The organism is Streptomyces flavotricini, assembly GCF_020639365.1.
Classification (GTDB): domain Bacteria; phylum Actinomycetota; class Actinomycetes; order Streptomycetales; family Streptomycetaceae; genus Streptomyces; species Streptomyces flavotricini.
On record NZ_JAINUL010000001.1, the window covers coordinates 1134213 to 1151484 of the forward strand.

General features: G+C 74.0%; 14 protein-coding genes. 7 read left to right on the plus strand and 7 right to left on the minus strand.

The features are described 5' to 3' along the window. Nucleotides 1-38: 38 nt before the first annotated feature. The 3 genes from K7B10_RS05440 to K7B10_RS05450 form a co-directional block, all read right to left on the minus strand. Nucleotides 39-161: a DUF6126 family protein gene (locus tag K7B10_RS05440; RefSeq protein WP_037846875.1), complete on the minus strand. Its 123-nt coding sequence runs from the start codon at nt 159-161 to the stop codon at nt 39-41. 25 nt (nt 162-186) lie between these two features. Beyond that, nucleotides 187-876, minus strand: a complete 690-nt coding sequence (locus K7B10_RS05445) for a helix-turn-helix domain-containing protein (RefSeq protein WP_229334800.1) — start codon at nt 874-876, stop codon at nt 187-189. Between the two features lie 77 nt (nt 877-953). Further along, a complete protein-coding gene (locus tag K7B10_RS05450; protein ID WP_229334801.1) occupies nt 954-2480 on the minus strand; it encodes an ATP-dependent DNA ligase in 1527 nt (508 codons plus the stop codon). Nucleotides 2481-2695: 215 nt separating this feature from the next. On the opposite strand from K7B10_RS05450, the gene K7B10_RS05455 reads away from it, so the two are divergent. From K7B10_RS05455 to K7B10_RS05465, 3 genes are all read left to right on the plus strand, one after another. Next, a complete protein-coding gene (locus K7B10_RS05455) occupies nt 2696-5458 on the plus strand; it encodes an alpha/beta fold hydrolase (protein WP_229334802.1) in 2763 nt (920 codons plus the stop codon). Next, nucleotides 5455-6318 (plus strand): ABC transporter permease, encoded by an 864-nt coding sequence (locus K7B10_RS05460; RefSeq protein ID WP_229334803.1) that lies wholly within the window; start codon nt 5455-5457, stop codon nt 6316-6318. Before K7B10_RS05455 ends, K7B10_RS05460 begins: the two co-directional genes overlap by 4 nt. Before the next feature lie 148 nt (nt 6319-6466). Then, nucleotides 6467-7198, plus strand: coding sequence for a carbonic anhydrase (locus tag K7B10_RS05465; RefSeq protein ID WP_229334804.1), 732 nt, complete (start codon nt 6467-6469; stop codon nt 7196-7198). 19 nt (nt 7199-7217) lie between these two features. Here K7B10_RS05465 and K7B10_RS05470 read toward each other — a convergent pair whose 3' ends face one another. From K7B10_RS05470 to K7B10_RS05485, 4 genes are all read right to left on the minus strand, one after another. Beyond that, entirely contained in the window at nt 7218-8159 is a 942-nt protein-coding gene (locus K7B10_RS05470) for an aldo/keto reductase (RefSeq protein WP_229334805.1), read from the minus strand. Nucleotides 8160-8279: 120 nt separating this feature from the next. Continuing rightward, complete coding sequence (gene galK / locus K7B10_RS05475) at nt 8280-9437, minus strand: galactokinase (protein WP_229334806.1); 1158 nt, start codon at nt 9435-9437, stop codon at nt 8280-8282. Then, nucleotides 9434-10519: a galactose-1-phosphate uridylyltransferase gene (gene galT, locus K7B10_RS05480; protein WP_229334807.1), complete on the minus strand. Its 1086-nt coding sequence runs from the start codon at nt 10517-10519 to the stop codon at nt 9434-9436. The genes galK and galT overlap by 4 nt, the downstream gene beginning before the upstream one ends. Before the next feature lie 71 nt (nt 10520-10590). Next, complete coding sequence (locus K7B10_RS05485) at nt 10591-12390, minus strand: glycoside hydrolase family 35 protein (protein WP_229334808.1); 1800 nt, start codon at nt 12388-12390, stop codon at nt 10591-10593. 189 nt (nt 12391-12579) lie between these two features. Here K7B10_RS05485 and K7B10_RS05490 point away from each other — a divergent pair, with 189 nt between their 5' ends. The 4 genes from K7B10_RS05490 to K7B10_RS05505 all read left to right on the plus strand — a co-directional run bounded on the left by K7B10_RS05490 (nt 12580) and on the right by K7B10_RS05505 (nt 17261). Further along, nucleotides 12580-13713 (plus strand): substrate-binding domain-containing protein, encoded by a 1134-nt coding sequence (locus tag K7B10_RS05490; RefSeq protein ID WP_229334809.1) that lies wholly within the window; start codon nt 12580-12582, stop codon nt 13711-13713. A gap of 136 nt (nt 13714-13849) precedes the next feature. Next, entirely contained in the window at nt 13850-15175 is a 1326-nt protein-coding gene (locus K7B10_RS05495) for an ABC transporter substrate-binding protein (protein WP_229334810.1), read from the plus strand. Nucleotides 15176-15462: 287 nt separating this feature from the next. Next, complete coding sequence (locus K7B10_RS05500) at nt 15463-16311, plus strand: carbohydrate ABC transporter permease (RefSeq protein ID WP_229344784.1); 849 nt, start codon at nt 15463-15465, stop codon at nt 16309-16311. Continuing rightward, on the plus strand, nt 16308-17261 hold the full coding sequence (locus tag K7B10_RS05505; RefSeq protein ID WP_372481374.1) for a carbohydrate ABC transporter permease: 954 nt from the start codon (nt 16308-16310) through the stop codon (nt 17259-17261). The genes K7B10_RS05500 and K7B10_RS05505 overlap by 4 nt, the downstream gene beginning before the upstream one ends. The last annotated feature ends 11 nt before the right edge of the window (nt 17262-17272 follow it).

Below are 17272 nucleotides of genomic sequence, written 5' to 3' on the forward strand. Positions count from 1 at the left end.
GACCTGCACCTTTCCAGAGTCGCGGGCCCCGGCCTTCGTTACTGGTTCTGGCCGCCCAGGACGAAGAGGAGGTAGACGAAGAAGGCGAAGAGGTGGCCGACGAACAAGTAGGCGACCAGCCGAATCAGCAGACCGCGCGGGAACTTGGACTGGAGCTTCATGGTGGGACTCCTGGGCTGGGAGGGGTCAACGGTGGTGTGCGGGTGCGCCGGAGGCGCCGCCTCCGAGGCACAGCCCGGCGAGGCTGCTCTGCAGCAGGGTGTGGACGAACAGCAGGTCGGCCCCGCTGCGGGTGTCCGCGCCGATCCGGTGCGGGGTGAGGGAGTCGAAGTGCGCGCTGTCCCCCGGCTCCAGCAGGTACTCGGCCTCGGCCAGGTGCAGCCGCAGCCGCCCGCCCAGCACGTACAGCCACTCCTCGCCGGGATGTACGCGGACCAGCTCGCCCTGGCTGCGCCCGTGGGGGACGTGCACGCGCAGCGCCTGCATCCCGCGGCCGGAGCCGCCGGCCTGCCAGTACGTCCACCCGTCGGCCTCGCGGGCGCCCGGACCGCCGGCCCGTACGATGGGATCGGCGACGGCGGGGGTCTCGCCGAGCAGTTCCGAGACCGTCGTACCGTAGGTGCGGGCGAGCCCGAGCAGCAGCGGCAGCGAGGGCTGGCGCCGCCCGGTCTCCAGCCGCGACAGGTGAGCGGGCGAGAGCCGGGCCCGCGCGGCGGCGGCCTCCAGGGTGAGCCCGGCGCGGCGGCGCAGGTCACGCAGCTGCGGTGCCACGGAGGGCAGCTCGCCGACGCCGGCGTCGGGGCCGATGTCGGCACCGATGTCGGGGCCGAGCGGTTCGTCGGGACCTTCGGGGCCGGGGGCAGGACCGGATGTCATGCCCCCGATTGAGCCAGAATCCTGCCTGTCTGGCAATTTCCCTTGCCTCTGAGGCAAAAACTCCCGTCTCCTCCGCGTCAGCCCCCGCCGAGCACCGTCTCCACGGTATCCGCCTCCTGTGGAGGCTTGTCCGGGCGGTGCCGCAGCACCCGCGCGAAGCGAAGCGCGACCCCGGCCGGGTACCGCGGGGAGCGCTGGAGCCCGTCGTACGCGATCTCCACGACCAGCTCGGGCCGCACCCGCACCGTGAACCCGTCGTCCTCCACCGCCAGCTCCCCCAGCCGCTCGGTCTGCCAGCGCAGCATCTCGTCCGTGAGCCCCTTGAAGGTCTTGCCGAGCATGGCGTACGTGCCGTCGGCGGCCCGCGCCCCGAGGTGCAGGTTCGACAGCAGTCCGGTGCGCCGGCCGTGGCCCCACTCGACGGCGAGCACCACGAGATCGAGGGTGTGCACCGGTTTCACCTTGAGCCACTGTCCGCCGCGCCGCCCGGCCGCGTAGGCGGAGTCGAGGCCCTTGACCATGACCCCCTCGTGACCGCGGCGCAGGGTCTCGGCCCAGAACTCCTCGGCTGCCGCCGCCTGCTCCCGCGGATCCTCGACGACGAGCCGGCAGACCCGGGAGTCCTGCGGCACCAGGTCGGCGAGCGCCGCGTACCGCTCGCGCACCGGGAGGTCGAGGAGCACCGCGTCCCCCGCCGCCAGCACGTCGAAGAAGTAGGGGACGACGGGCAGCGTCCGGCGCGCCGTCTCGACGTCGATCCGTGATCCGACCCGGCTCGCGACCTCCTGGAAGGGCACGGGCCGGCCGTCCGGCGCCTGTCCGATCACCTCGCCGTCGAGGATGAACCGCTCCCCGGACAGGGTCCGGGCGAGGTCCGCCACCTCCGGCAGCCGGCCGGTGATGTCGTCCAGGGACCGCGTGTACACCCGTACCTCGTCCCCGTCGCGGTGCACCTGCACCCGGATCCCGTCGAGCTTCTCCTCCACCGCGCAGGGCCCGAGCGCGGCCAGCGCCTCGGCCACCGACTTGGCGGTGTTCGCCAGCATCGGCTGTACGGGCTGCCCGACGCGCAGGGTGACCTCGCGCAGCGCCGACGCCCCGTCGGCCAGTACCGCCGCGGCCACCCGCGGCAGTGAGCCGTCGAGCATCACGGCGCGGCGCAGCGCGGTGGCCGGCACCCCTGCGGCCGCGGCGACCCCTTCCAGGGCGACCGCGTCGAGGGCGCCCTGGCGGACTTCGCCGGAGAGCAGGCTGCGCAGGAACCGCTGCTCCGGCCCGGTCGCCGCGCCCAGCAGGGCTTCGAGGATCCGGCGCCGCTCGGCCTGCGCGCCCGCTCCGGCGACGGCGGCGAACCCGGTCACCGCCGCGTCGACGGCGGCGACGGTCAGGGTGGGCTCGGCGGCGGGTTCGACCTCGGCGGCGAGCGCACGCCAGCCGATGCCCGGCCGGCCCTGCGGGAGGCGCCCGGAGAGGTACGAGACGACCAGACCGGCCTCCTCGGGCGGCGCGGCGGCGAACACCTCCGCGAGCAGGGCGGTCTTGCGGGAGCGGGCGGAGGTCTCGGAGACCTCCCGGGACACGCGCGCGACCTCGGCGAGCAGCATGCCGTCATCCTCCCGCCACTCGTCGTACACCGCAGGTCGGGTCCGAGGTGTGTCTTGTCGATCAGGCCGGATGCCGCGAGCCCGGCCCGATCGGCGAGACACCCCGCTAGTACTGCAGGCGCGGTATGCCGGCCCGCCCGGGTACTCCTCCAGGAGGTGGGCGGTTCCGCCCGGGGGCGCTCAGGGCGCGGCCGGGCGGCGTCTAGGGTTTCGGTATGAAGCCACGACTGCCGAAGCTCCGGCTGCCACGGCGCCGCCACACCCGCCTGCTCGCGGGGGCCGCCGCGCTCGCCGTCGTCGCCGGGGCCGGTACGTGGACCGCCGCCGCGTCCGGCGAGGTGCCCGCCGTGCACCGCCAGGACCGCATGGTCGAGATGCCCGGCGCGGCCATCGACACCTCGTACTTCACGGCCGGCGGCGCAGGGAAGCGGCCCGCCGTGCTCCTCGGGCACGGGTTCGGCGGCAGCAAGGACGACGTCCGCGCGCAGGCCGAGCGGCTGGCCCGGGACGGGTACGCCGTCCTGACCTGGTCGGCGCGCGGCTTCGGCCGCTCCGGCGGGCAGATCGGGCTGAACGATCCGGCGTACGAGGTCAAGGACGTGTCCCGGCTCGTCGACTGGCTCGCCCGGCAGCCCGAGGTGCGGCTCGACGCGGACGGCGATCCGCGCGTCGGCGTCGCCGGGGCCTCGTACGGCGGGGCGATCTCGCTGCTCGCGGCCGGATACGACCAGCGGGTCGATGCGATCGCCCCGCAGATCACGTACTGGAACCTCGCGGACTCCCTCTTCCCCCAGGGCGTGTTCAAGAAGCTGTGGGCGGGCTTGTTCTTCACCACCGGTTCCGCCGACGGCATGCGGCCCGGGGGCGTCCCGGGCACGGACACCGCCCCCGCGTCCGGCCGCGCCACCGCTCCCGCGCCCGGCCCCGCCCCCGCCGGCGGCGCCACCGCCTGCGGGCGGTTCCAGCCCGAGCTGTGCGCCATGTACGAGCGGGTCGCGGTGGCCGGCAAGCCCGACGCCGAGGCCCGCGCCCTCCTGGAGGGGCGCAGTCCGTCGGCGGTCGCCGACCGGATCAAGGTCCCGACGCTGATCGTGCAGGGCCAGGAGGACTCCCTGTTCCCGCTGGACCAGGCCGACGCGATGGCGAAGGCCGTCGCGGCGAACGGGGCGCCCGTCTCCGTCGACTGGGCGGCCGGCGGCCACGACGGCGGTCTGCGCGAGTCGGCCCGGGTCGAGGACCGGGTGGCCGGCTGGTTCGACCGCTACCTCAAGGACGAGCAGGGTGCGGACACCGGCCCGGCCTTCCGCGTCTCGCGCTCCGGGGGCATCGATTCCACCGACGGGGCGGTACAGCTGCGCGGCGCGAGCGGCGAGCGCTATCCGGGGCTGGCCTCCGCTCCCCGGCGGTTCGCCCTGAGCGGCCGGGAGCAGAGCTTCGCCAATCCGGCGGGCGGCGCCCCTCCCGCGCTGTCCTCCCTGCCCGGGATCGGCGGGCAGCTCGCCGCCGTCGGGGCCGGGCTGTCACTGGACTTCCCCGGGCAGAACGCCCGCTTCGAGTCGGAGCCGCTGGCCGAGGAGGTGCGGGTCACCGGGGCCCCGACCGTCACCCTGAACGTGAGGTCGACGGCTGCCGACGGTTCGGCCGTCCTGTTCGGCAAGCTGTACGACGTCGGGCCCGACGGCCGCCAGGCGGTGCTGCCGAGTCAGCTGGTCGCCCCGGTGCGGGTGGAGAACGCGCAGCAGGGGGCCGCGGTGGAGCTGCGGCTGCCCGCCGTCGACCACGCCGTGGCGGCCGGTCACCGGCTGCGGCTCGTCGTCGCCGCCACCGACCTCGGATACGCGTCCCCGGCCGCGCCGGCCACGTACACGGTCGCGGTGCGGGGCGCCCTGGCCGTGCCGGTGGCCGACGGGGTCCGCACGGCCTCGGCGGGGCTGCCGGCCTGGGTCTGGGGGCTGCCGCTGGGCGCCGCGCTGCTGGCCGCGGCGCTGCTGGGGATCCGGAGGACCGGTCGGGAGAGTGCGGGGACGCGGGGCGGCGTACCGCAGCCCGAGCCGGCGCTCGCCGACGTACCACTGGAAATCACGGGCCTGACGAAGCGGTACCGGGGGGTGCAGGACCGCTACGCGGTGCAGGACCTGTCCTTCCGGGTGGAGAAGGGGCAGGTCCTGGGCCTGCTCGGGCCCAACGGCGCCGGCAAGACCACCACGCTGCGGATGCTGATGGGGCTGATCTCGCCGGACGCGGGCGAGATCCGGGTGTTCGGGCACGCGGTCCGGGCGGGGACGCCGGTGCTGTCGCGGGTCGGGGCCTTCGTCGAAGGGGCCGGCTTCCTGCCGCACCTGACGGGGCGGGCCAACCTGGAGCTGTACTGGCAGGCCACCGGACGTCCGGCCGAGGACGCGCACATGCCGGAGGCCCTGGAGATCGCCGGACTCGGCGACGCCCTGGAGCGCGCGGTGCGCACGTACTCGCAGGGCATGCGCCAGCGCCTCGCGATCGCGCAGGCCATGCTCGGCATGCCGGACCTGCTGATCCTCGACGAGCCGACGAACGGTCTGGATCCGCCGCAGATCCGGGAGATGCGGGACGTGATGATCCGGTACGCGGCGGGCGGGCGGACGGTCATCGTCTCCAGCCACCTGCTGTCGGAGGTGGAGCAGACCTGCACGCACCTGGTGGTCATGGACCGCGGGCGGCTGGTACGGGCGGGCGAGGTCGCGGAGATCACCGGCGGCGGGGACACGCTGCTGGTGACGCTGGCCGGGCCGGTGGACGAGGGGACCGTGGCGAAGGTGGCCGCGCTGGAGGGAGTGGGTGCGGTGACGGCCGCCGATGACGGGCTGCTCGTACGGCTGGAGGGCGCGACGGCCACCGGGCTGATCGCCGAGCTGGTACGGCTGGAGGTGCCGGTGAGCGCAGTGGGGCCGCACCGCCGGCTGGAGGATGCGTTCCTCACCCTGATCGGAGGTGCGGCGTGAGCGCCGTGACGGAAGTGGCTCCCGGCTACCGGGCGAGCCGTACGCTGCCGCTGCGCGTGGAGGCGCTGCGGCAGTGGCGCCGGCGGCGGACGCTGGTCATGGGCGGGGTGCTGGCCGCGCTGCCGTTCGTCATGATCATCGCGTTCGCGGTGGGCGGCGGGCAGGACGGCCGGGGCGGCAGGGACGGGCGGATCACCCTCATCGACACGGCGACGGCGTCGGGGGCGAACTTCGCGGCCACGTGCCTGTTCGTGTCGGCCGGTTTCCTGCTGGTGGTGCCGGTGGCACTGTTCTGCGGGGACACGGTGGCCTCGGAGGCGAGCTGGTCCTCGCTGCGCTACCTGCTGGCCTCGCCGGTGCCGCGGACCCGGCTGCTGTGGAGCAAGCTGGTGGTGGCGCTGGGCTTCAGCCTGGCGGCGATGGTGCTGCTGCCGCTGGTGGCGCTGGCGGCGGGCACGGTCGCGTACGGCTGGGGCCCGCTGAAGCTGCCGACGGGCGGCTCGCTGGCGGCCGGGGAGAGCGTGCCGCGCCTCGCGCTGGTGGTGGCGTTCGTCTTCGTGTCGCAGCTGGTCACGGCCGGGCTGGCGTTCTGGCTGTCGACGCGGACGGACGCGCCGCTCGGCGCGGTGGGCGGGGCGGTCGGCCTGACCATCGTCGGCAACGTGCTGGACGCGGTGACGGCGCTCGGCTCCTGGCGGGAGTTCCTGCCCGCGCACTGGCAGTTCGCCTGGGCGGACGCGCTGCAGCCGCATCTGGAGTGGGGCGGGATGGTCAAGGGGGCGGCGGTGTCGGTGTCGTACGCGCTGGTGCTGTTCGCCCTCGCCTTCCGCGGGTTCGCCCGCAAGGACATCGTGTCCTGAGCGCAGCCGCCCGCGGCGGGCGTGGGCCGTCTGTGGCAATCGGGGCGGCGGGCGCGTGCGTCTGCCGCCCCGTCACCCCCGGCACGCTGAACAATCGCGGTCGTCACGACGTATCGACGCGTCCGTGCGCCACCGAGGGATACGACCGATGCACACAGCAGGACTTCCGGCTCGCAGGGGCGTACTGGCCGGGGGCCTCGCGGCCGCCGTCGTGGCCCTCTCGGGGTGCTCGTCCCCGCCTCCCCGGAAGGTGGCGACCGCGGCCCCGCAGCCGCGTCCGGCCACCCCGCAGGCTGCGTTCACCCGTCTGATGGAGGGCAACAAGCGTTGGGTGAGCGGCAACCTCGACCACCCCGACCGGGATCCGGAGCGGCGCGAGCTGACCGCCGAGGCGCAGGATCCCTTCGGGGTGGTCCTCTCGTGCATCGACTCCCGGGTGGCACCCGAGCTGATCTTCGACACGGGGCTCGGGGACCTGTACGTGCTGCGCACGGGCGGACAGGCCGTAGGCCCGGTGGTGACCGGCTCCGTCGAGTACGGGCCCCTGACGGGCGGGACCCCGCTGGTCGTCGTGCTCGGACACCAGCGCTGCGGGGCCGTCGAGGCCGCGTACACGTCGCTGAAGGCGGGCAAGCCGCTGCCCGGAAACCTGGAGGCGCTCGCGAAGGCGATGGTGCCGGCGTACGAGCTGACGGCCCGCAACCCGGGCGCCGACCCCGTCGACACCATGACCCACCACCAGATCAAGGTGACCGCGGACGATCTGCGGGCCAACTCCGACCTGGGGCCCCTCGTGGCGAAGGGCGCCCTCGGCGTCGTCGGCGCGTACTACTCGCTGGACACCGGCAAGGTCGACGTCCTGACGGGCGCACCCGCCTGAGACCGGCTCGCGGCGTGGTTCACACCCCCGCGATCGCGTCGATCTCCGCGAGCAGTTCGGGCTCCAGGGGGCGGTCGGCGACGGCCGCGTTGGCCCGTACCTGCTCGGGCGAGGTGGCGCCCGCGATGACGGAGGAGCAGCCGGGCCGGGCGGAGAGCCAGCCGATGGCGAGTTCGAGGATGCTGCGGCCGTGCTTGTCGGCGACGGCGGCCAGCGCCTCGACCGTGTCGAGGCGCTCCTCGGTGACGTAGCCGTCGCGGCCCTCCAGGCGGGAGCCGGCCGGTACGGCGGCGCCCCGGCGGATCTTGCCGGTCAGCAGGCCGTTGGCGAGCGGGAAGTACGGCAGCACCCCGAGGCCGTAGTGCACGGCCGCGGGAACCAGCTCCCGCTCCGCGGACCGCTCGAGCAGCGACCATTCGTTCTGCGCCGACACGAAGGGCACCGCGCCGGTCTCGCGGGCGACGTGGGCGGCTTCGGCCAGCTGCCAGCCGCTGAAGTTGGAGTGGCCGATGTAGCGGACCTTGCCCTCGGCGACGAGCTCGGTGAGCGCGGCCAGGGTCTCGGCGACGGGGGTCGCCGGGTCGGGGCTGTGCAGCTGGTAGAGGTCGATGTGGTCGGTGTCCAGGCGGCGCAGGGACTCCTCGACGGCCCGCCGGACGTAGGCGCGGCCGCCCGGGGATCCGGCGGCGGGCCCGTACTCCATGGACATGCCCGCGTAGCCGAACTTGGTGGCGAGGACGACCTGGTCGCGGCGGCCCTTGAGGGCCTGTCCGAGGTGGCGCTCGGAGCCGCCGCGCCCGCCGTAGATGTCGGCGGTGTCGAGGAGGGTGATCCCCGCGTCGAGGGCGGCGTCGACGACGGCGCGGGTGGCCTGCGCATCGAGGCGGCCCCCGAAGTTGTTGCAGCCGAGTCCGACGGCGGAGACCTGGAGACCTGAACTGCCCAGCGGGATGTAGCGCATGCGTTGCGTTCCTCCGAACGTCAGAAGGGATCGGCGAGAGTCTTGCCGATCGCCCGGCCCCCGTCCACCGGGCAGAGGCGGAGGGCGGAACCGCCGTCGGGGCGGCGGCCTTCGCCCCGCTCAGAGGATGCGCTCGGCGCCGGCGGCCGGGGCCGCCGCCATCACGCGCGGCGGTTCGAACCCGGCCGCGCCGAAGGCCTGCGTGACCGCCAGGGTCACGGCCGCCTTGGCGTCGGCGTCGATCAGGGCCAGGGCCGAGCCGCCGAACCCGCCGCCGGTCATCCGGGCCCCGTACGCGCCCGCGGCGTTGGCGGTGGCCACGGCCAGGTCGAGCTCCGGGCAGGAGACCTCGTAGTCCTCGCGCAGCGAGGCGTGTCCCTCGGTCAGCAGCGGGCCCGTCTCGCGCAGCCGTCCGGCGCGCAGCAGTTCCTCCACCCGTACGACCCGTTCGTTCTCGGTGACGACGTGGCGGACGCGGCGGCGGCGGACCGGGTCCTCGATGCGGGCCAGCGCCGGCTCCAGGTCCTCGTACGGGAGGTCGCGCAGGGCCGGCAGTCCGAGCGCGGCGGCCGCGCCGTGGCAGGAGGCGAGGCGCCGGGCGTACGCCCCGTCTCCGAGGGCGTGTTTGACGCGGGTGTCGATGACCAGGAGGCGCAGTCCCGCCGCCGCGCAGTCGAAGGGGATGTGGAGCCGTTCGAGGGTGCGGGTGTCGAGGTGGAGGGCGTGGCCTTCGGTCGCGCAGGCCGAGGCCATCTGGTCCATCACCCCGCAGGGCACGCCGACGTACGCGTTCTCGGCGCGGCGGGCCAGCGCGGCCAGTTCGGGCCGGGTGAGCGGGATCCCGTACAGGTCGGTGAGGGCGAGGGCGGTGGCCACCTCCAGGGCGGCGGAGGAGGAGAGTCCGGCTCCGGTGGGCACGTCGGAGCGGATGTGCAGGTCGGCGCCGCCGACGGGCCGGCCGGCGTCGAGCAGCGCCCACGCGACGGCGGCGGGGTAGGCGGCCCAGCTCTCCGGGCCCTCGGGCGGGCGGCCCGGGTGCAGGCGGTCGAGCGGGAGCGTGACCACGCCCGACGGGACGTCGGCGGAGTGGAGCCGAAGGGTCCGGTCCGGGCGGCGGGCCACCGCCACCTCGGTGCGGTGCGGGAGGGCGAAGGGCAGGGCGAAGCCGTCGTTGTAGTCGGTGTGTTCGCCGATCAGGTTGACCCGGCCCGGCGCCGCCCAGACCCCCTCGGGCGCGGCCCCGTACAGCCGGTGGAATCCGTCCGCGGTCCCGGTCACCGGCTCGCCACCTCGCGCAGCCGCGCGGCCGCGTCCTCGGGCCGGACGTCGTTCATGTAGGCCTCCATCCCGGATTCGGTACCCGCCAGGTACTTGAGCTTGTCAGCGGTGCGGCGGACCGTGAAGAGCTCCAGGTGGAGGGCGAAGTCGGCCCGCGCCGCTTCCCCGCCCCGGTCCACGTCCCCGCCCCCGTTCCCGCCTCCGCCGCCGGGGACCGGCGCCTGGTGCCAGGCGGAGATGTACGGGGTGGGCGCGGACGACCCGAACAGCCGGTCGAAGCGGCGCAGCAGCTCCAGGTAGAGGCGCGGGAACTCGGCGCGGGCCGCGTCGTCGAGGGTGGTCAGGTCGGCGGTGCGGCGGTGCGGATAGAGGTGGACCTCGTACGGCCAGCGCGCGGCGTAGGGCACGAAGGCGGTCCAGTGCTCCCCTTCGAGGACGACCCTGGTGCCCTCGGCGCGTTCGGCGGCGAGCACCTCCTCGAAGAGGTTGCCGCCGGTGCGGGCGCGGTGGGCGGCGACGGTGGCGAGCATGCGGGTGGTGCGCGGGGTGATGAAGGGGAAGGCGTAGATCTGGCCGTGCGGGTGCGCGAGGGTCACGCCGATCTCGGTGCCGCGGTTCTCGAAGCAGTAGACCTGCCGGACCCCGGCGTGGGCGGAGAGTTCGGCGGTGCGGTCGGTCCAGGCGGCCAGGACGAGCGCGGCGCGTTCCTCGTCGAGTTCGGCGAAGGAGGTCCGGTGGTCGGGGGTGAAGCAGATGACCTCGCAGCGGCCGGTGTCGCCGGCGAGGGAGGGGAAGCGGTTCTCGAAGACGACCACGTCGTAGTCGGCGGCCGGGACCTCGCTCGCGCGCCCCTCGGCGGAGGGGCACAGCGGGCAGGCATCGGCGGGCGGGTGGTAGGTGCGGCCCTGGCGGTGGGAGGCGATGACGACGGCGTCGCCGAGCAGCGGGTCGCGGCGCACCTCGGAGGAGGTGGCGGACGCGTCGAGGGGGCGGGTGTCGGGGACGGCGCGGGCCGCGCCGTCGTCGGCGTCGTAGTACAGGATCTCGCGGCCGTCGGCCAGGCGGGTGCTCGTTCGCTTCACGGGAAGAGCTTCTCTCAGGGGAAGGTCGGGCGCGTGTGCGGGGGTTCGCCGGGATCGGTGGGGGCGCCGGTTCACTCGAGGGTGACGACGGTGGGGCGGCCGAGGTCGGGGCTGTCGCGCAGGGGCAGATCGGCGCCGGGGCGCTCCAGTTCGAGGAGGACGATCTCGTTCCGGCCGGTCCGCCAGAGGGGCGCGGGGGCGTAGAGCGTGCGCTGCGGGCCGCGGGGGGTGTCGTAGTGGCCGAGGAGGAAGCCGTTGAGCCAGACGAGGCCGGTGCCCCAGCCGCGGACGTCGAGGAATCCGTCGGCGGGTGCGCCCGGGAGGGCGTGGGTGAAGCGGTGGAAAGCGGGGCGGCCCGTGTCCTGCGGCGCTTCCCCGGTGTGCGGCGACCAGCCGAGGCCGGTCAGATCAGTGAGCGGGAGCGGCCGGATCTCCCACTCGAACAGCTGCTGGTGGCCGTGGCGGACACCGCGCCAGATGCCCTTGCGGTCGTCGAGGAGCGGGCCGTAGTTGACCCGGCCCTGGGCCCGGACGAGGACGTCGAGGACGACTCCGTCCTCTCCGACGGCCAGGTCGAGTCCCTCGTCGGGGCGGTTGCGGTCGAGGATGCCGAGGGGCTCGCCGTCGGCGGACACGTACGCGCGGTCGCCGAGGCCGTCGATCCGGACGGGCATGGCGGGCCGCGGCCCGGTGACGGTGGTGCGGTAGTGGATCAGCCCGTGGGACTGGCCCAGCTTCTCCATCGGCTCGGGCGCCGGGCGCAGCACGGGCTCCCCGCCGAGCACGTCGAGGTGGTCCGGGAGCGGGGCGGTGCCGGCGGGGACCGCGAGGGCCGGGGTGATGCGGGGCGGCGGCTCGGGCAGCGGGCCTTCGGGCAGCGGCACGTACTTGCCGATGACCTCTCGGAACGCGTGGAACTTCGGCGTGAGTTCACCGGCCTCGCCGATGGGGGCGTCGTAGTCGTAGCTGGTGACGGTGGGCTGGTAGCCGGGGTCGCCGGGGCGGGATCCGGTGTGGTTGGCGCCGGCCCAGAAGCCGAAGTTGGTGCCGCCGTGGGCCATGTAGAGGTTGACGGAGGCGCCGGTGGCGAGGAGTTCGTCGAGGGAGCGCGCCGCGTCCTCGACGGCGCGGACGTGGTGGTCCTCGCCCCAGTGGTCGAACCAGCCGATCCAGAACTCCATGGCGGCGAGCGGGCCGGTCCGCTGGTAGCGGCGCAGGTGGGCGAGGCGTTCGGCGGGCCGCGCGCCGAAGGTGGCGGTGGCGAGCCGGCCGGGGAGCGTGCCGCCCTGGAGCATGGCGTCCTCGGGCCCGTCGGCGGTGAACAGGAGGCAGTCCACCCCGCGTTCGACCAGTGCCCGTTCCACGTGTGCCCGGTAGCGGACGTCGTTGCCGTACGACCCGTACTCGTTCTCGATCTGGACGGCGACGACCGGACCGCCGCGGCTCGCGAGCAGGGGCAGCAGCTCGGGGGCGACGAGGTCGAACCAGCCGTCGACCTCGGCCTCGAAGCGCGGGTCGGAGCAGCGCAGGTGGAGGCCGTCGACGGCGAGGAGCCGGGCGGGCAGGCCGCCGAAGTCCCATTCGGCGCAGATGTACGGGCCGGGGCGGACGATGGCGTCGAGGCCGAGGTCCTGGGCGGTGCGCAGGAAGCGTCCGAGGTCGCGCGGGCCGGTGAAGTCGGCCTTGCCCGGGGCGCTCTCGTGGAAGTTCCACGGGACGTACGTGTCGACCGTGTTGGCACCGAGGGCGCGCAGCCGCCGCAGCCGGTCCTCCCACAGGTCCGGATGGACCCGGAAGTAGTGCAGGGCTCCCGAGACGATGCGGTGGGGGCGCCCTGCGCGCCGGAATCCGTCCTGGTCGTACGTGAGCATGCGCCGACTCCCGAGAGGGGTAGTGATGCCGTGAGGTGCGGGACGCCGCCGAATATATGAACGCTGCGGCACGCCGTCAATGACCGGTTGATCGGAAACGATCGAATCGATCGGTCGGGTTCTCTATGATGGCGGGGACACGGCGCGGACAGGGATGCCGTCGGAAAGACCTCAGGGGGTAGGGAAACCGTGAGACCACATGTGGACCAGCGGCAGGCGCAGGTGCTCGCGCTCGTCCGGGCGCGGGGCAGTGTGCGCGTGGCGGACCTGGCGCGGGAACTGGGCGTCTCGCCGGTCACCCTGCGGCGCGACATCGAGGCCATGGCGGCCCGGGGCGAGATCCACCGCATGCACGGGGTGATCAGCCGGGTGGAGACCGGGCCTCCGGGCGGAGTGTCGGCGGAGCGGGCGTCGGCGCCGGTGACGCCGTCGATCACGGGCCCGGCCGACGGCCAGGCGGGCTCGGCGTCCGCCGAGGGGCTGGTGGTCGGGATGGTGGTGCCGACCACGGAGTACTACTACGCCGACGTCGTCCGCGGGGCCCGTGAGGTGGTCGAGGCGCACGGGGCGCGGCTGACCGTGGGACTGACCCGGTACCTGCCCGGCGAGGACCGGACTCAGGCGGACCGGCTGCTGTCCACCGGGGCGGACGGGCTGCTGCTCACCCCGAACTGGGATGCCGGTTCGCCCGGCCCCGGCGAGGGGGTGTGGACCGCGGAGCTGCCGGTCCCGACGGTGCTGGTGGAGCGTTGGGCCCCGCCGGGGCATCCGGCGGCGGCGCTGGACCGGGTGGCCTCCGACCACGCGCACGGCGCGGCGACGGCGGTGCAGCACCTGGTGGAGCGGGGGCACCGGCGGATCGCGCTGGCCAGCCGTGCGACGCCGACGACGCCGCGGCTGCGGGCCGGGTACGAGGCGGCGGTGGCCGCGCTCGGCCTGGAGCCGGCGCCACCGTGGCCGGAGGCCGGGCCGGGCCCGCTCTCGGACGCCGATCTGTTCGCGCGGACGCTGGACTACCTGTGCGAGGCGGTGACGGCGGGCGGCGTGAGCGCCGCCCTGATCCACAGCGACACCGACGCGATCATGCTGATCCCGAGGCTGCAGGCCCGCGGGGTGCGGGTGCCGGAAGACCTCGCGGTGATCACGTACGACGACGAGGTGGCGGGGCTGGCCGACGTACCGCTCTCGGCGGTGGCGCCGGCCAAGCGCGAGGTGGGGGCGCGGGCGGCGGGGCTGCTGCTGGACCGGCTGACGGCGAAGGGTGACGGTGAGGGTCCGCGGCAGCACGTGGAGCTGCTCCCGCGATTGACGATCCGCTCATAAAGAGCAGGAAGGGGCTCACTGGCCGATCATTTCGATCGAGTTGTGCGTTCGCTCTTGACGGTGTGCCCGTTCGCACAAAAGATGGGCCGCGTTCTCCCATCCGCCGCCGTGCGCGGTCGTCCGTAGGAGCCACCCCATGTCGCGCAGCTTCCGTTCCTTCCGCATGCCCCGATTCGTCCTGACCGCCTCGGTCGCCTCCCTGTCCCTGCTCGCCACCGCGTGCGGCGGGAAGGCGGAGCCGGGCGGGTCCGGGGCGGCCGGCGGCTCGCCGGAGCAGCCGGTCACCGTCACCTACTGGTCCTCGTCCGCGGGGGCCCAGCAGACGGCGGACGCGTTCAACAAGACGCACCCGAACATCCAGGTGCGGTTCTCGGCGGTGCCGGGCGGGCCGGACGGGGCGGCGAAGCTGGCCAACGCCGTCAAGGGCGGTAACGCGCCGGACATCGCGACGATGGACTATTCGGCTCTCCCGGAGTTCGCGAGCGGCGGCAACCTGGAGGATCTGAGCGGGACTTCCGGGAAGCTCGTCTCGGAGAAGTTCCCGGAAGCGGTCCAGTCGCTGGTGAAGCTGGGCGGAAAGACCTGGGCCGTGCCCTTCGACGTCACCCCGCTCGAACTCTTCTACCGGAAGGACGTCTTCGAGAAGCACGGGGTGGCCGTGCCGAAGACGTGGGACGAGTACAAGGCGGCCGCGGAGAAGATCCACCAGGCCGACCCGTCGGTGAGGATCACGAACCTCGGCGGCGGCGACCCGGCGGTGCTCGCGGGCCTCTCCTGGCAGGCGGGCGCCCGCTGGTACGGCACCGAGGGCGAGAAGTGGAAGGTCGCGATCAACGACCCCGCCTCGAAGAAGGTGGCGGAGTACTGGAACGGCCTGATGGCCTCCGGAATGGTGTCGAAGACCCCGCTGTGGGGCGAAGGCGAGGCGAAGGAACGTTCGTCCGGGCAGGTCGCCACCGTCATCGGCGCTGCGTGGACGGCGGGCACCTTCCTCGCCAACTACCCCGACCTCAAGGGGAAGTGGGGCATAGCCCCGCTGCCGACCTGGGACGGCAAGCCCGCCACCGGCATGTACGGAGGCACCTCGTACATCGTGCCGAAGGGCAGCAAGCGGACCAAGGCCGCGGCGGAGTTCATCGCGTGGGTCACCACCGACCCGGAGGCGATCAGGGCGCGGCTCAGCTCGCTGAAGTCACCGAGCAGCGCCCTGCCGGCCAATGCCGGGATGCGGGCCGAGGCCGCGAAGCTGTTCGACACGACGTACTTCGAGGGGCAGGACCCGTACGGCATCGCCGGCGCGGCCGCGGCGACCATCGTGCCCGGCTGGACCTGGGGACCGGTCCACCTCCAGGTCAATGCGGCGCAGAACGCGACCGGCCCGGACCTGGTCAAGGCCCTGAGCGAGGGGCAGTCGGCGGCCGAGAAGGCCATCGAGGACCGCGGCCTGGGCCTGGCCGGCTGATGCCGCGCACCGACTCCGCCGACGCCGCCGACGCCGCCGGCGTGACCGGCCCCACCGGCCCCGGCCTGACCGAACCGACCGGCCCTACCGGCGCTACGCGCACCGGCACCGGCACCGGCACCGGCACCGGCCTGACGGAACCGATGGGCCTGACCGACCCGACCGGCCCGGGCGGTTCGGGCGGTTCGGCCGGTCCGACCGGCGACACGGCAGCCGCACGGCGCTCCGTGCAGCCGCCCCAGGTCGGCCGAACCGCCGGAGGCAGCGGCGCGGCGGCCGCCGGGTTCATGGCGCCCTTCTTCCTCCTCTTCGCGCTCGTGACCCTTGCCCCCACCGGGTACGCCGCCTGGCTCAGCCTCTTCCGCGAGGAGCAGTCCGGGCTCGGATTCGGCGGGGCCCAGCGGGTCTTCAGCGGAATCGGGAACTACACCGAGGCCCTGGCCGATCCCCTCTTCCTCGCCTCGTTCCGCCACGTCGCCGTCTACTGCACGCTCTACATCCCCCTCATGGTCGGCGGCGCGCTGCTCCTCGCCCTGCTGCTGGACTCCGCCCTCGCCCGCGCCCGGCGGTTCTTCCAGATCGCCTACTACCTGCCGCACGCCGTCCCCGGCCTGATCGCCGCGATGGTCTGGCTCTACCTGTACACCCCCGGCCTCAGCCCCGTCCTCGACCTGCTCGACTCGGCCGGGATCTCCTGGGACTTCTTCGGCCGCGACGAGGCCCTGCTGTCCGTGGTCAACATCTCGGCCTGGCAGTGGACGGGCTACAACATGATCATCTTCTTCGCCGGGCTCCAGGCCGTCCCCCGGGAGACCCTGGAAGCCGCCACCATGGACGGCGCCGGAGCCGTCCGCATCGCCTGGCAGGTCAAGGTGCCGAGCATCCGGCCCACCCTCGTCCTGACCGTCCTGTTCACCTGCGTCGGCGCCGTCCAGCTCTTCGACGCCCCGCAGCTGCTCCAGCTGCGGGCCACCGAGATGGGCGAGTCCTGGTCCCCGACCATGTACGTCTTCAGCGCCGCGTTCAAGCGCCACGACTACGGGCTGGCGGCCGCGAGCGCGCTGCTCCTCGCCCTCGTGGCCGCAGCCGCCTCGTACGTCGTCACCAAGCTCGGCAACCGCTGGAGGTCCGCATGACCGCCTCACTCGCCGCCGCCGATGCGGCCGGCGCGGCCCCGGGCCGGGTCCCCGCACCGGCCCCCGCCACCTCGGCCCCGCCCGCTCCCGCGACGCCGGCCCGCAGGGCGCGCGGCAGCGGCCTGCTCTCCCGTACGGCCGTCAACGCCGTCCTCCTCCTCGTCGCCGCGTACACCCTGATGCCCCTGGCCTGGCTGGTCCTGGCCGCCACCAAGAACCGCCGGGACCTCTTCGCCACCGACCCCTACGCCTTGGGCGACTTCAGCCTCTTCACGAACCTCGGCGAGGTCTTCACGTACGACGACGGCATCTTCGGCCGCTGGCTCGCCAACAGCCTCCTCTACACCGTGGTCGGCTCCACCCTCTCCGCCCTCATCAGCGTGGCGTGCGGTTACGCGTTCCACGCGTACGGGTTCCGGCACAAGGAGAGGCTCTTCGGCGTCGTCCTCGCGGGGGTCCTCGTCCCGGCCACCGTGCTCCAGCTGCCGCTGTACCTGATGGCCTCGGCCGCCGGCGCCGTGAACACGTACGCGGCGTATCTGGTGCCCGCCCTGGTCAATCCCTTCGGCGTCTACCTGGCCCGGGTGTTCGCCGAGGGCTACGTCCCCGACGAGGTGCTGGCCGCCGCCCGCGTCGACGGCGCGGGTGAACTGCGGCTCTTCGCGCACGTGTCGTTCCCGATGCTGTGGCCGGGGTTTGTGACCATCTTCCTGTTCACCTTCACGGCGATCTGGAACAACTTCTACGGCGCGCTGACCATGCTGAACGACGAGCGGCTCTACCCCGTCAGTCTCGGCCTGTTCATGTGGAACCGCAGCGTCTACCAGCAGCCCGAGCTCTATCCCCTGGTGATCACCGGTTCACTCGTCGCCGTCGTCCCGCTCGTCCTGGCCTTCCTCGGCCTGCAGCGGTTCTGGCGCTCGGGTCTCACCGCAGGAGCCGTCAAGTGACCCACCGCCTC